Here is a 14857-nt window from a genome sequence, read left to right on the forward strand (position 1 = left end):
TACTGTTGCTGGAGATACTTTAGAATTTCCCCGACACATCAATCACTGCACCATAAGCCGTGTCCCGGTTTAGCGTACGCGTAAGATAAGGCGTGATGCCGATACTGACCCCATCGCTGAACCGATAGGAAAGCGTCGTTGAAGCACTGCCGCGTGTATGGGCCGCATCCGATTCAAAGCGCAACGCTCCAATGTAATCGGCAGCAGCGACAACAGCAGGGTCCGTATAGCTAATGTCCTGCTCGATTTCCGCATTAACGGCCCATCGCACACGTTCTGTTAACGGCACGGCGTAATTAGCACCAAGATAAGCGGTTGTGCGTTCGGATGTCACATTCGAGTAGCTGAATGGAAAATGCACCCCGGTCTCCGTATAGCCATCCATTTTGAGATCGCTATAGCGCAGACCACCGTAATAGCTAAGTGTCGCCTGATTTGCGAAGTCGAAAGATTGCCCCAGTTCCAGCGACGCGCCCCAGCCGGTAATCGTACTTTCTCCTGTTCCAGCTTCTGTGTAGCCGAGAATCCGGCGTTTACGCGTTACATCATAACGGTTTGCGGCAATGGCGCCGCGCAGATACCAGTTTCCTGTTGCGGTCTTGCCCTGCCATCGAGCATGGATACCGCCGCCGATATTGGTGTTGTTGCGATCAAAATCGCCGGGAAGATCACGCGAGACGGAATGGGCCACGGTAACGCCTGCCAGAAAATTATCAGTAAAGGCATGCGCGGCAGCAATCCAGCCAAGCGCGTCCGTGGTATCGCCCGCTCGCCCGACATCGACTGACACGGAATAACAGCTCTCGCCAGCCTTCGCGACATCACATGATCTTTGCAGGCGATCCAGTCCTCTGCGTTGGGATTCGATGACCGAAAATGTATCATTGGCAAGGCTTGCCAAGGTCTCGGCGGTGTTGTTGAGGTCGATACCCACCGGGCGCGGAACAGAACCCGCATCAGGCTGCTGCGACGACGGGGATGAGGGCAGCGGCTGCAAAGGCGCATCAGGCGCGGTTGGTTGAGGTTGAGGCTCAGGTTGAGGTTGCGGAATCGTCGCATCCGGTGGAGGTGGTGTTACATCCGGCGGAGAAAGGGGTGGGGATGACGGCGGAGGGGCAGACGCCAGCAACTTCCATATCGTCGCATGGGTTTCGTTTGAAGGCGTTGTTATGGTTCCAACCACGACCGCCCCGTCCGCCGATATAGCAGAAACAGAAGATGTTAATCCCCCAAGACTACCCAGTTCGGTCGGCGCGGTTGCCTCGCCCGCCCAGAAGACCGCGTGACTGCTACCGTCACTCTTCTGTGCGGAGCCCACGATAATCGATCCATCCGCGGATATTGAAGCAACATCCGAGTAGACGCCGCCAAGTGTGCCAAGATCAGTCGGTAACGTTGTGCCACTTCGCCAAGCAGCTGCATGAGAATCCCCGACCGCCGTATAAGCCGTGCCCGCAATAACCGACCCGTCTGCAGACACCGTGATCGCATCCGAATAGGTGCCACCCAAGGTGCCCAGATCATTCGCTATCACCGCACCGTCAACCCAGGACGCCGCGTGCATATCTCCTGCGCCCGTCTGCGCCTGCCCCACGATGACACGCCCATTTGCCGATATCGCACGGGTTTCAGAAACGCTGCCACCCAAAGTCCCCAAATCGGTCGCTATCACCGCACCGCCAATCCAGGACGCCGCGTGCATATCTCCTGCGCCCGTCTGCGCCTGCCCCACGATGACACGCCCGTCCGCCGATATTGCGCGGGTTTCAGAAACGCTGCCGCCCAATGTTCCAAGGTCAGTTGCTGTTGTCGAACCGTTGGCCCATGACGCGGCATGATAATAACCGGAAGCAAGATCGGCTTTACCAACGATCACCTTTCCATTGGCTGACAGTGCCTGCGCCGAAGAGCTGGCACCGCCGAGTGTGCCAAGATCAAGCGGCGTCGTGGAACCTTTTGTCCAAGATACCGCGTGACTGAAGCCGTTTGACAGGCTTGCCTCTCCAACGATAACCGAGCCGTCATGGGTTAGTGCCAGCGCTACTGAACTGCCACCACCCAATGTGCCAAGATCAAGCGGCTCCAAAGTTTCCGTATTCCAGGCCGTGGCATGAAACGTATTGCCGACCTGCGCTTCGCCGACAATAAAGGTGCCGTCTGCCGAAACAGCCTTGGCGAACGAACGGCCACCCTGCGGCCCCGCAAGGACCGCCGATGTTCCAGCATCCACCTTGCGCGATGTTGCGTAAATGCTTCCACCCATCAGCCTTGAGTTGCCAATGGCCACAGTCCCATGGCCAGTGTCGCTCAGCATCCCTCCATACTGATCGAAATCACCCAAAATTATTGTTGAACTGAAGTGCTCGACCCCTTGCGCGAAAGACTGACACGGCAGTGCTAAATTCGTTAGTAACAACAAGGCCCCCGCCCTGATTATCATCTGGATCTCTCCCCTTTCGGATATTTACAAGCCAAAAGTAAAACGTCTAAAGCGCGCGTCATTTACAGTATTCAGCAAACCCGCTTTAAGTTTTTGTTTTTAAGCATGTCTCTATATCAAAACCGGCTCCCAATTTTCGGCAAGCGCTCCAATCGGGAAGATCAGTTCCGGACTGATTTCTGCTCCTGTTTTGACGTGGTTGTTAGAATGTAAAAATAAGCGGCAAAAACTGTGCAGCGGCTTTGTTCAAATCGCCACCGCACCAGTTTGCAGATGTCATCATTGCATTGATTATTTGTACGCACACGCGCTCGGAAAGCCTTTTTGGCCTTCGAAACAAGCGTCTAAGTTTAATTCAGGAGATAAATCCAGAATCTACTTTATTTTATATTGTAAGAAAATCCTAATATTCCCCATTACTGCCCCTAATAATTATTATAAATTTTTTATTAAATTTGACAATAAAAATATTTGCCCCCTAAAGCATAGTCACATCATATCCGCGACTGACGTGGTAATCGTGTATTGACATTAAGGCGCAAAGCCACTTTTCCCTCTATGGGGAACGGGGCAGCCTCTGTGATAAATGAGTTTTGACGCGTGTTATGGGCAAAAACTCTCCAGTTTCAGGAGCTGAACCGAAGGTAGAGTTATCTCCCTTATAGTTTTGATCCGCTTATAGCGCCGATTTGATTCCATCAAATCGGCGCGTCTCAAGTACCTCTATTTTAAGCATAATTTTATCGATCCTCGTTTAACGAAGGTCGGATTACGCTCTAGAGCTTATAAAAATCCTTGATCTGCTCCCATGCCTCTTCAGCGGTCTCGACAAAGTTCAGCATTTCAATATCGGCAGGCGATATGGTTCCCTGCTCGGCAAGAAACTCGATATTGATCGCCTTGGTCCAGAACTCTTTGCCAAACAGGATAAGAGGCATACGCTCCATCCGGTTGGTCTGGATCAGCGTCATTGCCTCAAACAACTCGTCCATAGTGCCGAACCCGCCAGGAAAGACGCAAAGCGCTTTGGCGCGCATGAGGAAGTGCATCTTGCGGATCGCGAAATAATGGAAATTGAAGCACAGATCAGGCGTGACATAGGGGTTCGGTGCCTGCTCGTGCGGCAGCACAATGTTCAGCCCGATCGTCGGCGCGCCAACATCGGCGGCACCGCGGTTGCCTGCTTCCATAACCCCCGGCCCACCGCCCGTCACCACGATGAATTCGCGATAATAGGTGGTCGCCGAATATTCTGAGCATAGCCGCGCGAATTTGCGTGCTTCCTCATAATAATGCGCATTGGCTTCGAGGTTCTTTTTCTGCACCTCGTTCTTGGCCGCCCAGGCTTCGCCGCCCGGCTCCGGGATACGCGCACCACCAAACATGACAACCGTCGACTTGATACCACGGTCGGCCAGAATCATTTCCGGCTTTAAAAGTTCGAGCTGCAACCGCACGGCGCGTAAGTCGCGGCGTGTCAGAAAATCATCGTCCGTAAAGGCGAGGCGATAGGCAGGAGCTTCGGTCTGCGGTGTCTGCGGTACGGTTTTGGCCTGTTTGATGGCTTCCTCTGAATGAGGAAACGGTGTCCAGCCAGACTTCTCCATCGGGTTCATGCTCTGTCCTGCTCCTTGCAATGAATTAACCCGCCCATTCTCGGACGAAAACCTTAATCTGTCTCAAACATATTCAAGCCATGATGAAGCCATGTTCAAGATTGACCCTTATGATGCCTTCGCTTAATCACTTTCATGACAGATGGATGATCCATATCAACCATCCACTTCCCTCTCATGGAGATTGCCACATGAAAAAGCCAGACCTCGCCGCCCTTGAAAGCACCATAGACAAGGCTTTTGACGAACGCGATGGCGTTAATACGGCAACGCGCGGAGAAATCCGCGACGCCGTTGAACAGTCGCTCATTTTGCTCGACCGTGGTGAGGCCCGTGTCGCAGAAAAAAAAGAAGACGGCAACTGGCATGTTAATCAATGGCTGAAAAAGGCTGTTTTACTCTCCTTCCGGCTCAACCCGATGGAAGTCATCAAGGGCGGACCGGGGCAATCCTCCTGGTGGGACAAGGTGCCTTCCAAATTTGAAGGCTGGACGGCCAACGAATTCGAGAAAGCAGGATTTCGTGCTGTACCCAATGCTGTCGTGCGCCACTCAGCCTATATTGCGCCCAACGCTATCCTGATGCCCTCCTTTGTCAATCTTGGCGCCTATGTTGATGAAGGCACCATGGTCGATACCTGGGCAACAGTCGGTTCCTGCGCGCAGATCGGCAAAAATGTGCACCTGTCTGGCGGCGTCGGCATTGGTGGTGTTCTGGAGCCAATGCAGGCAGGCCCCACCATCATTGAGGACAATTGCTTTATCGGTGCGCGCTCCGAAGTCGTCGAAGGCTGCATCGTGCGCGAAGGCGCGGTGCTTGGCATGGGTGTTTTCATCGGCAAATCGACCAAAATTGTCGACCGCGCAACGGGTGATGTCTTCTATGGCGAAGTGCCGCCCTATTCGGTGGTGGTCGCAGGTACCATGCCGGGCAAGCCTTTTCCTAACGGTGAACAGGGACCAAGCCTTTATTGCGCGGTGATCGTCAAGCGCGTGGACGAAAAGACCCGTTCGAAAACCTCGATCAATGAATTGCTGCGTGATTGATCCGATTAAAGCTAAAACAACAAACAAAAGGCGAAGCACAGAATGCTTCGCCTTTTGATCTTAACAAAGCCGTCCGCTTAGTTGCGATGGCTGGACGGTGAGGCATCGCCGAAGCGATTGGCCGAACCATCCTGATAAGCCGAACCAGACTGGATCGTGGCAGTTGCACGATAGTCGACATTGCTTTGCGTGCCAGCGATGGGGCCGGTTCCCGGCGTGTTGAACGCCTTGTCCTGAACAACCTGGGATTCAGGCTGGCCGACATAAGGATTTTCAGCATAGGCTGCACCGGCACTCAGAGCGACGGCAAAAGCGGCAAGAACAAACTTTTTCATTTTCATATTCCTTCTATATTCATGCTGGATGGCTGGGAGGAACCATCCGGACATTTCAGTGCTTCGTGAGATTTATAGGGAACCAATTAACCCTGATTGGCGTCGCCAAAGCGATTTGCCGAACCGTCATGATAGGTCGAGCCAATCGAAGCAGGGGCTGTATAATCTACCTTCTGCGAAGCCACAGGGGTACGGTCATTCGCATAAAGGTCGGCCGGTTCACCCACATGAGGGTTTTCAGCAAACGCAGCACCGGCAGTCATGGCAAGAGCGGCAGCAGCAAAAACAATCTTTTTCATTTCCTATCTCCTTTAAAGGCATTTCCGGCATCGCGATGACCATCATCGCTGGGAGAATGCTGAAGTGATGCAGGAGCGGCGTTTCATAAATTCGTCGTTCCGATACACCTCAAATGGGAGACACCGGGTAAAAGTTCCAGTCACGAAAATGTTTTGTAATTCACGCTTTTGTGCTCGCCATTTTTTTGAAAACAAATGAAATGAATTATTTTATATAATTAAATCAATTATTTAATTTGATTTTAAGCGTTCACGCGGGCGTTACATAGCATCGTTTGTTCAAGATCGACGAACAGTCTGTGCGAGATTACTGTATAATAAAAGTGAACAATGACGGTTTTTTTAGCTGATGCGCGCCATGGCAGCCCAAACGATGCTCGTTGTAAGGCGGTTCATAATGTGCAGTTGAAATCCATCACCGCTTTGCAACTGCCATCGAACGCCCGGCAATAGAAACCCATTGACCAGAATGAGCAGGCGATTGCATCTTGATGTAGCGATAGGATGTTTGTTCTACTGGCAACACCTCAGTGCGCATATTGTCAAGAATATAGTCGCCATGGTCAGTACGCACGCTCAGCACCACATGGGCTTCACGAGCCTGCACCATAGTTATGAGAAGCTGCGAGGGCGCAATACCACGTGCCATTAGCTTGGCCCGTTTCATCAGCACATAATCCTCACAATCGCCTTTTCCGTTTGCTGGAATGGTCCAGTAGTCCCGCTTGCCGTAATTCTCCTGATCAGAAACCGCCTTGATGCGGGCATTGACGGCGCTGTTGACGCTTTGCAGCAACGCAAGACGCTGCGGCGTAAGCTTGAACGGTGGTACTACAGCATGTGGACGGCAATCACGCGGGTTTCTCGCGCAGTAGTCCTTATGTCCATAAGGAATGCTTGTTGGGCTGCCTGCCTCACTCCACTGTGCAGCGCGCACGGGAGCAGTCGCTGCACCCAACGCCGCGACCAGTCCTACTAACGCTATGGTGACAGAACGCATGCAGATTTTCCCATTTCTTGAACTTTCCCTCTGAACGGCCCGTTTTCCGGATCTCGCTATCACTTATTTTTTATCTAACGATGACAACACCCCTCTGGTCAAGGCATTTTCGGCGCACGTACAATTGCTGGACGGTTTCGGGTTTCATCCTGACGCGCGCCGATCTAATCTTGGTCAAAAGCGATTCTCACCGTCAGAAGCCCCACATCATGCGTTTGCCTGTTAATCCTGCCGAAAATCTCGCGACACTCATTCGCTGTCCTTCCGTAACGCCTGTTGAAGGCGGCGCGTTGAACGCCCTGGAAGCTATGCTGAGGCCTATGGGCTTTGCGGTTGAGCGTCCGGTATTTCGTGACACGGACACACCGGACATTGAAAATCTCTATGCGCGCAAATCCGGCAATGGCCCCCATCTGATGTTTGCAGGCCATACCGATGTCGTTCCCCCCGGCAACGAAGCGGACTGGAAACACCCGCCTTTTTCGGCAGCCATTGAAGATGGTGTCATGTATGGCCGCGGTGCGGTCGACATGAAGGGCGGTATTGCCTGTTTCGTAGCCGCTGTCGCGCGCTATGTCGAGAAACATGAGGCTTTGAACGGCAATATCTCGTTTCTGATCACCGGCGATGAGGAAGGTCCGGCTATCAACGGCACATCCAAGCTGCTTGAATGGGCAAAGTCGCGTGGTGAAAGCTGGGACGCGTCTATTCTAGGTGAACCCACCAATCCCGACAAGCTTGGCGACGCAATCAAGATCGGTCGCCGCGGTTCGCTTTCAGGCACCATTACCGTTTATGGCGTTCAGGGCCATGCTGCCTATCCGCATCTGGCCGACAATCCGGTGCGTGGCATCACCACCCTCATCGGAAGCCTGCTTCATCCGATCCTTGACGAGGGCACAGCCGATTTTCAGGCGACCAATCTGGAAGTCACCACAATCGATGTCGGCAATAAGGCGACCAATGTCATTCCGAACAAGGCGAGTGCCTCATTTAACATCCGGTTCAATGACACATGGTCCGCGCAAAGCCTTGAAACTGAAATCCGGGCGCGGTTAGACAAAGCCTGCCACGACAATCGCCTGCGTCCCGGTCGTGAAAAGCCCATTGCCTATGAATTGACATGGCGGGAAAATCCAAGCCACGTTTTTCTCACCAGCAACGAAAAACTGATCGGCACATTGAGCACATCCATCAAAGCTGTCACAGGCAAACACCCCGAACGTTCGACTTCGGGCGGCACGTCAGATGCACGCTTCATTAAGGATTATTGCCCGGTGGTGGAGTTCGGTCTTGTCGGGCAAACCATGCATATGGTCGATGAACGTGTCGCACTTGATGATCTCGAAGAACTGACGCAGATTTACGAACGCTTTATCGCGGACTTCTTTGGGTAAGGGCCACCATGCCGAACCTGGATGATATTTTTCGATATTTTCACGGCGTCTGGAAGATGATGCTCGGCCAGAAGAACGGCCTTGATTATCTTGATATTTCCGCCGATGATTTCTGGGCTTCCTTTTATGCCGTTCTCGTGGCTCTGCCGCCGCTTTTTGCCAACTGGGTCGCTTATTCTGCGGACATGACCGCCGGTCGTGACGGTGCGGGTATCCGCTTTGCGTTCGTTACCCGCGCAGCCTTTGTCGATATCCTGGCATGGATCGTCCCGCTCATTGTCATCGGACTGTTGTCCCAGCGCATCGGCATTGCCAAACGCTATGCTGCCTATGTGATTGCCACAAACTGGGGTAGCGCATTGATTGCATGGGCGTTCGCACCGATAACGCTATTGCAGCTTTTCTTTCCGGGGCGCTTCGATCTCGCCACGCTGTTTGCTTTTATCATGTTCGGCGTTTCGATTGTACTGAGCTATCGCTTGACCAATGTGGTGCTGCAACGGCCGCATTTTTATGTTGCGCCGTTCTTTGCCTGTGTCTTCTTCGGCTCTCTCTTCATCACAGTCATGCTGCAACAAATGCTCGGCATCGGCTTTGAGGCGCGTTCCTATTAATTATTATACGGAAACGCGTAATCCACACTGACCAGATAAAGCCCGTAAGGCGGTGCTACCTGACCGCAGGCCTTGCGGTCACGCGCTTCAAGGGCTTTTTGCAGATCATCCGCGCTCCAGCGTCCGATGCCCACTTCCATCAGGCTGCCAGCAAAGGAGCGCACCTGATTATGCAGGAAAGAACGGGCTGAAACGCGCATTTCGATAAAGTCGCCATGGCGCGTGATATCGAGCCGGTCGAGCGTTTTGATCGGGCTTTTGGCCTGACATTGCGTGGCGCGAAAGGTCGTGAAATCATGTTCGCCGAGCAGGAGCTGTGCGGCCTCGTGCATTGCCGCGTGATCAAGCCGCTTCTGTACCCACCATGCACGCTGATAATCGATGGTCAGCGGCGAACGGCGGTTATGGATGCGATAAAGATAATGCCGGGCCGTGGCGCAAAACCGCGCGTCAAAACCGTCCGTGGTCTTTTCCACATTCAGAATGCTGACGCGTTCCTGCGCCATGATGAGATGCGCATTGAGCGCATCGCGTATCTTGCTTGCCGCCCAGTCTTTGTCTAGATCGACATGCACGACCTGTGCAAGCGCATGCACGCCCGCATCGGTGCGACCGGCAGCGCCCAGTGCCAAATCCTCGCCGCAGAATTTCTTGAACGCCTGCTCGATGGCGCCTTGCACAGTATGGCCGTTTTCCTGACGCTGCCAGCCCGCATAGGGCGTGCCGTCATATTCAACCGTCAGCCTGTAACGCGGCACCGCCTAGAGAACCTTCAAATTTTGCGCACCGCGCAGAAATTCCTGTGCAGCCAAGGGCTTGCCGCCTGAACGTTGTAACATAACGAGCCGCACGGCACCATCGCCACCGGCAATGGTCAGCTTGTCGTCAAGAACTTGACCGGGTGCGCCTTGCCCTTCAGCAAGTGTGGAGCGTAGTAATTTCACCCGCTCGACCGTGCCGTTGATTTCCATCTCGCACCAGGCACCCGGAAATGGGGAGAGGCCGCGAATGGTGTTATGCACGTCCTTTGCAGGTTTTGACCAGTCGATGCGGGCTTCAGCCTTGTCGATCTTGGCGGCATAGAGCACGCCATCTTCCGACTGTGGTTGCAACGCCAAACTTTCGCGTTCAAGGGCACCCAGTGCACGCACCATCAGATCGGCACCGATCATGCTGAGCCGATCATGCAATTCGCCCGCCGTCATATCCGGTGTAATCGCAACCTTCTCCGCCATGGCGACAGGCCCGGTATCGAGTCCCTCATCCATTTTCATGATCATGATGCCGCTCTCATCATCGCCCGCCATAATGGCACGCTGAATGGGCGCGGCACCACGCCAGCGCGGCAGCAGCGAAGCATGGCCATTATAGCAACCAAGCCTCGGCGTCTCTAAAATGGCTGTGGGCAATAACAGCCCGTAGGCAACGACAATCGCCACATCAGCTTCGAGGCTTGCAAAAACATCTTGTTCTTCCGCACCCTTGAGGCTCTTGGGCGTAAAAACCGGGATGCCGAATTCCTCTGCCTTTTCGTGCACGGGCGATTTGGTCAGTTCCAGCCCGCGGCGTCCTGCGGGACGTGGCGGCTGCGTGTAGACAGCCACGACATCATAGCCCTGCCCGATGATGGCGGTCAGGATTGGCACCGAAAAATCCGGTGTACCCATGAAGACAATACGCAAAGACATCAAAGCACCTGCCGTGTGCCGCCACGTTCCTTGGCAAGCTTCTTGAATTTCTTGATGACCATATCGCGTTTCAATTTGGAAATATGGTCGATGAAGAGAACGCCGTTGAGGTGATCGACCTCATGTTGCAGACACGTTGCCATCAGCCCGTCCGCTTCCATTGTCTGCGGCTTGCCCTCTACATCGAAATACTCGACCTTGATCCGGGCTGGCCGTTCCACTTCCGCATAATAATCGGGGATCGACAGACAGCCCTCTTCATAAAGGCTGAGCTCGTCCGAAGAACTCACGATCACCGGATTGACGAAAATGAAAGGAGATTTTTCCTGGTCTTCCTTGGCAAGGTCGATCGTCAGAAGACGAATGGGTTCGGCAACCTGTATCGCTGCAAGACCGATACCGGGGGCCTCATACATGGTCTCCAGCATATCCTTTGCAAATTTTCGCAAATGCGCATCAAACTGCTCGACCGGTTTGGAAACCTCGCGCAGCAAAGGATCAGGAAGATAGACAAGCGGTTTTAAAGACATAGGCTTCACGTAATCGCTTGTAAAAGAGTCGTCAATTGCAGTTTATATTATGTTCTTGTTTTGATCTCACCATGACGATACGAATCAGCTAAGCTTGGACTATGGAAAATCAGAATCTTCTCAACGAACCACTTTTGCAGCTTGGCGCCACATCGATTTCTCTGGGGAACATTCTTCTCACAGGCATTGTTGTGGTTGTGCTCTGCCTCGCGCTATTTCTGATCGCTGCTGCACGTTCGGCACGATTGCGCGCCGTTGCAGAAGCGCAGGCCGAAGACCGGGCACAGGACGCCGAACACCGCATGGCCGAGATTTTGAAAGCACAGGCCGAAATGCAGGGCCGCATGCAGACCATGGCCGAAGTGTTCGGCTCGCGGCAGGCTGAGCTCAATCAGTCGATCCGCGAACGGCTGGATGGCATGACGCATCGCATCGGCCAGACCATGACAGAGCAGACCCGCTCGACCCATGAAAATCTTGCCAAGCTGCAGGAGCGTCTCGCCGTCATCGACACGGCGCAGAACAATATCCAGTCGCTTGCAGGCCAGGTCGTGCAGTTACAGGCAATCCTCGCCAACAAGCAGACACGCGGCGCGTTCGGCCAGTCGCGCATGGAAGCCATCATCGCCGATGGCCTGCCGCAAGGGGCCTATGAATTTCAGGCGACGCTCTCAAACAGCACCCGGCCCGATTGCCTTGTGCGCATGCCCAACAAAGCGCCGTCTCTGGTGATCGACGCAAAATTTCCACTCGAGGCATGGAACGCCATGCGCGAAGCCGAGCACCCGGAAGCCAAAAAACCCGCCGTCACACAATTCCGCCGTGACATGGAGGTGCATATCAAGGATGTCTCCGACAAATATCTGATACCCGGCGAAACGCAGGACACAGCTTTTTTGTTTGTTCCGTCCGAGTCTATTTTTGCCGATATTCATGAGCATTTCGAAGCACTGATCCAACGTGCGCACCGCGCAAGGATCGTCATCGTCTCACCATCGCTTCTGATGTTGTCCATTCAGGTCATTCAGGCAATCTTGAAGGATGCTCGTATGCGCGAACAGGCACATGTCATTCAGGGCGAAGTCATCCGCTTGATGGAAGATGTAGGCCGCCTCGATGAACGTGTGCGCAAGCTGCAAACGCATTTTGTGCAGGCTAACAAGGATATCGACGATATTCTGGTGTCATCAAACAAGGTAACCAGGCGCGGCGCAAAGATCGAAGCGCTGGAGTTTGGGCCGGCCCCCGATACGGACGCGCCTCAGAGCAAACAAGCGGAAAACCCCGCCAGTCAATTGCACCTACGTGTGGTGGACGAGGATTGATCGCTTAAAACGCCGTACGTCCTTTCGAATGCACAGCGCTTTAAGCTTTTTTATCTAAGCATCGGCCCAAAAATCATAGCCGATTTTTGGGCCAATGCTCTATTCAGATTTGGGCTTATTCTCCGAATGGCCCAGATCGCGTTCCGGCCAGACGAGATCGCGCACACGCTGTTTCAAAATCTTGGCTTCCGGGAAACCGCCATCGCGCTTGCGCTCCCAGATAAGCTCCTCGCTATCATCAGCAATATGCACACGGATTTCAAAAATCCCACCGGTCCCGGGGCGCAAGGCCACTTCGGCCACATCCTGCCCGAATGTCTGCAACAGTTCCTGCGCCATCCACGCGGCGCGCAGCATCCAGTTGCATTGCGTGCAGTAGGTGATGGAAATGCGGGGATATTCTATCATCGGGTATCCTTGAAAGACATTTTCACCCTATTTTAGAACGTTTCAGGCTGGCAACAAATCTTGGCTCATCTTCTGCGATATTTACCGCAAATGCGGTGGCTTTCGCCCTATTCGATGGAGATGTGTCAGCTTGCGCGACTGCCTGCACGCCTGCATTTATCGTAGACAAGAAGCTTATTAAACCTGCCTTTAAAAACACCTCCCCCGCTTTTCAAGAGAAGCGGGGAAGGACCAATAAAGGGATAAGAGACTCAATCATCGCCCATCTTGAGCGCCTGAATAAAGGCCTCCTGCGGGATTTCGACCTTGCCGAACTGGCGCATGCGCTTTTTGCCTTCCTTCTGCTTTTCCAGAAGCTTGCGCTTGCGCGATACGTCGCCGCCATAACATTTTGCCGTCACGTCCTTGCGCAGTGCCGAGATCGTTTCACGCGCCACGATGCGACCGCCGATGGCTGCCTGGATAGGAATCTTGAACATATGCTGCGGGATCAGCTCTTTCAGCTTTTCGCACAGCACGCGACCGCGCTTTTCCGCAGCCGTGCGGTGCACCAGCATGGAAAGCGCATCGACCGGCTCGTCATTGACGAGGATCGACATCTTGACCAGATCGCCCTCACGATATTCCGATAGATTATAGTCGAACGAGGCATAGCCCTTGGAGATCGATTTCAGACGGTCATAAAAATCAAACACCACTTCATTGAGCGGCAGTTCATAAGTGATCATGGCTCGCGGACCGACATAAGTCAGATCCACCTGAATGCCGCGCCGCTCCTGACAGAGCTTCATGATCGCGCCCAGATAATCATCCGGCGTCATGATGGTCGCCTTGATCCAAGGCTCCTCGATTGCCGTAATCTTGACCACATCCGGCATATCGGCAGGGTTGTGCAGCTCCTTCTTTGTGCCATCCAGCATATTGAGATGATAGACGACCGAAGGAGCAGTCGTGATGAGATCGAGATTGAACTCGCGTTCCAGCCGCTCCTGAATGATTTCAAGATGCAACAGCCCCAGAAAACCACAACGGAAACCAAAACCGAGTGCGGCCGAGGTTTCCATTTCAAACGAGAACGAGGCGTCGTTGAGCCGCAGCTTGCCCATGGCACCGCGCAAATCTTCAAAATCCGCAGCATCAACCGGGAACAGACCACAGAACACCACTGGCTGCGCGGGCTTGAAGCCAGGCAGCATATTTTGCGTCGGGCGACGGTCTTCGGTGATTGTATCACCAACGCGCGTATCAGCCACTTCCTTGATGGACGCGGTGATGAAACCAAGCTCGCCCGGACCCAGCTCATCCACCTGTACCATTTTGGGCGTAAACACACCCGTGCGCTCAACCGGATATCTCGCGCCAGTCCCCATCATGCGAATGGTCTGGCCCTTTTTCAGGACACCATCGATAATGCGTACCAGAACGATCACACCGAGATAGCTATCATACCAGCTATCGACCAGCATGGCTTTCAGTGGTGCCGAGCGGTCGCCTTCTTTTGGCGCTGGCAGCTTGTTAACGATGGCTTCCAGCACACCCTCGATGCCCAACCCCGTCTTGGCGGAAATTTCCACCGCATCGGACGCATCGATGCCGATCACTTCCTCGATCTGACCTTTCACACGCTCGGGTTCAGCGGCAGGAAGGTCGATCTTGTTCAAGACCACCACGATTTCATGATTATTGTCTATCGCCTGATAGACATTGGCGAGCGTCTGCGCTTCCACGCCCTGTGAGGCATCCACGACCAGAAGCGAGCCCTCGCAGGCAGCCAGCGAACGCGAGACTTCATAGGCGAAATCGACGTGGCCGGGCGTGTCGATCAGGTTCAGCACATAGTCCTCGCCGTTTTGCGCCTTGTAGTTGAGGCGTACGGTCTGGGCCTTGATGGTGATGCCGCGCTCGCGCTCGATATCCATCGAGTCGAGCATCTGATCCTTTAGCTCGCGCGTGTCCACCCCGCCGGTCAATTGAATGAGGCGGTCAGCCAGCGTCGATTTGCCATGATCGATATGGGCGACAATCGAAAAATTGCGAATGTGATCTAATGGTGTGCTCATGCGCGCGATTTAACAGTAAGCTGCAAAAACTCAAAGCGCTATTGCACATTTAATATGGGAAAAGCGGCCTTTGTCGCAGTCGTGACAACAAGTCCCCTT

The 14857-nt window shown here is 53.6% G+C and carries 14 protein-coding genes; 4 read left to right on the forward strand and 10 right to left on the reverse strand.

The features are described 5' to 3' along the window. Positions 1 to 19: 19 nt before the first annotated feature. The gene (locus AAIB41_RS07120; protein ID WP_343312610.1) at positions 20 to 2314 is read right to left on the reverse strand and encodes an autotransporter domain-containing protein; all 2295 of its coding nucleotides are present in this window, start codon (positions 2312 to 2314) and stop codon (positions 20 to 22) included. Positions 2315 to 3216: 902 nt separating this feature from the next. After that, positions 3217 to 4056, reverse strand: a complete 840-nt coding sequence (locus AAIB41_RS07125) for an LOG family protein (protein ID WP_343312611.1) — start codon at positions 4054 to 4056, stop codon at positions 3217 to 3219. 191 nt (positions 4057 to 4247) lie between these two features. Between AAIB41_RS07125 and dapD the strand changes: the two genes are divergently transcribed. Then, complete coding sequence (gene dapD / locus AAIB41_RS07130; RefSeq protein ID WP_343312612.1) at positions 4248 to 5102, forward strand: 2,3,4,5-tetrahydropyridine-2,6-dicarboxylate N-succinyltransferase; 855 nt, start codon at positions 4248 to 4250, stop codon at positions 5100 to 5102. 77 nt (positions 5103 to 5179) lie between these two features. On the opposite strand, the gene AAIB41_RS07135 is transcribed toward dapD, so the two are convergent. The 3 genes from AAIB41_RS07135 to AAIB41_RS07145 form a co-directional block, all read right to left on the reverse strand. Then, positions 5180 to 5437 carry a hypothetical protein gene (locus AAIB41_RS07135; protein WP_343312613.1) on the reverse strand — a complete coding sequence of 86 codons (258 nt, stop codon included), beginning with the start codon at positions 5435 to 5437 and terminating at the stop codon, positions 5180 to 5182. A gap of 86 nt (positions 5438 to 5523) precedes the next feature. Next, positions 5524 to 5736, reverse strand: a complete 213-nt coding sequence (locus AAIB41_RS07140; protein WP_343312614.1) for a hypothetical protein — start codon at positions 5734 to 5736, stop codon at positions 5524 to 5526. Positions 5737 to 6151: 415 nt separating this feature from the next. Beyond that, the gene (locus AAIB41_RS07145) at positions 6152 to 6736 is read right to left on the reverse strand and encodes a transglutaminase-like cysteine peptidase (RefSeq protein ID WP_343312615.1); all 585 of its coding nucleotides are present in this window, start codon (positions 6734 to 6736) and stop codon (positions 6152 to 6154) included. A 209-nt stretch (positions 6737 to 6945) separates the two neighbouring features. Between AAIB41_RS07145 and dapE the strand changes: the two genes are divergently transcribed. Together dapE and AAIB41_RS07155 are read left to right on the forward strand one after the other, a co-directional pair. Continuing rightward, on the forward strand, positions 6946 to 8133 hold the full coding sequence (gene dapE, locus AAIB41_RS07150) for a succinyl-diaminopimelate desuccinylase (protein WP_343312617.1): 1188 nt from the start codon (positions 6946 to 6948) through the stop codon (positions 8131 to 8133). An 8-nt stretch (positions 8134 to 8141) separates the two neighbouring features. Continuing rightward, complete coding sequence (locus AAIB41_RS07155; protein WP_343312618.1) at positions 8142 to 8747, forward strand: hypothetical protein; 606 nt, start codon at positions 8142 to 8144, stop codon at positions 8745 to 8747. On the opposite strand, the gene truA is transcribed toward AAIB41_RS07155, so the two are convergent. Genes truA through def form a run of 3 tightly spaced genes read right to left on the reverse strand, consistent with a single transcriptional unit; the run spans position 8744 to position 10965 of the window. After that, a complete protein-coding gene (gene truA, locus AAIB41_RS07160; protein WP_343312619.1) occupies positions 8744 to 9505 on the reverse strand; it encodes a tRNA pseudouridine(38-40) synthase TruA in 762 nt (253 codons plus the stop codon). The genes AAIB41_RS07155 and truA overlap by 4 nt on opposite strands. Positions 9506 to 9508: 3 nt before the next feature. Then, the gene (fmt, locus tag AAIB41_RS07165) at positions 9509 to 10429 is read right to left on the reverse strand and encodes a methionyl-tRNA formyltransferase (protein WP_343314697.1); all 921 of its coding nucleotides are present in this window, start codon (positions 10427 to 10429) and stop codon (positions 9509 to 9511) included. A 5-nt stretch (positions 10430 to 10434) separates the two neighbouring features. Then, entirely contained in the window at positions 10435 to 10965 is a 531-nt protein-coding gene (gene def, locus AAIB41_RS07170; RefSeq protein ID WP_343312620.1) for a peptide deformylase, read from the reverse strand. 101 nt (positions 10966 to 11066) lie between these two features. On the opposite strand from def, the gene AAIB41_RS07175 reads away from it, so the two are divergent. Then, the gene (locus tag AAIB41_RS07175) at positions 11067 to 12290 is read left to right on the forward strand and encodes a DNA recombination protein RmuC (RefSeq protein WP_343312621.1); all 1224 of its coding nucleotides are present in this window, start codon (positions 11067 to 11069) and stop codon (positions 12288 to 12290) included. Positions 12291 to 12389: 99 nt separating this feature from the next. Here AAIB41_RS07175 and AAIB41_RS07180 read toward each other — a convergent pair whose 3' ends face one another. Both AAIB41_RS07180 and lepA read right to left on the reverse strand, forming a co-directional pair. Continuing rightward, a complete protein-coding gene (locus AAIB41_RS07180) occupies positions 12390 to 12698 on the reverse strand; it encodes a SelT/SelW/SelH family protein (protein ID WP_343312622.1) in 309 nt (102 codons plus the stop codon). Between the two features lie 251 nt (positions 12699 to 12949). After that, positions 12950 to 14758, reverse strand: a complete 1809-nt coding sequence (lepA, locus tag AAIB41_RS07185) for a translation elongation factor 4 (RefSeq protein WP_343312623.1) — start codon at positions 14756 to 14758, stop codon at positions 12950 to 12952. Positions 14759 to 14857 lie beyond the last annotated feature (99 nt).

This window comes from Brucella sp. BE17 (assembly GCF_039545455.1).
Classification (GTDB): domain Bacteria; phylum Pseudomonadota; class Alphaproteobacteria; order Rhizobiales; family Rhizobiaceae; genus Brucella.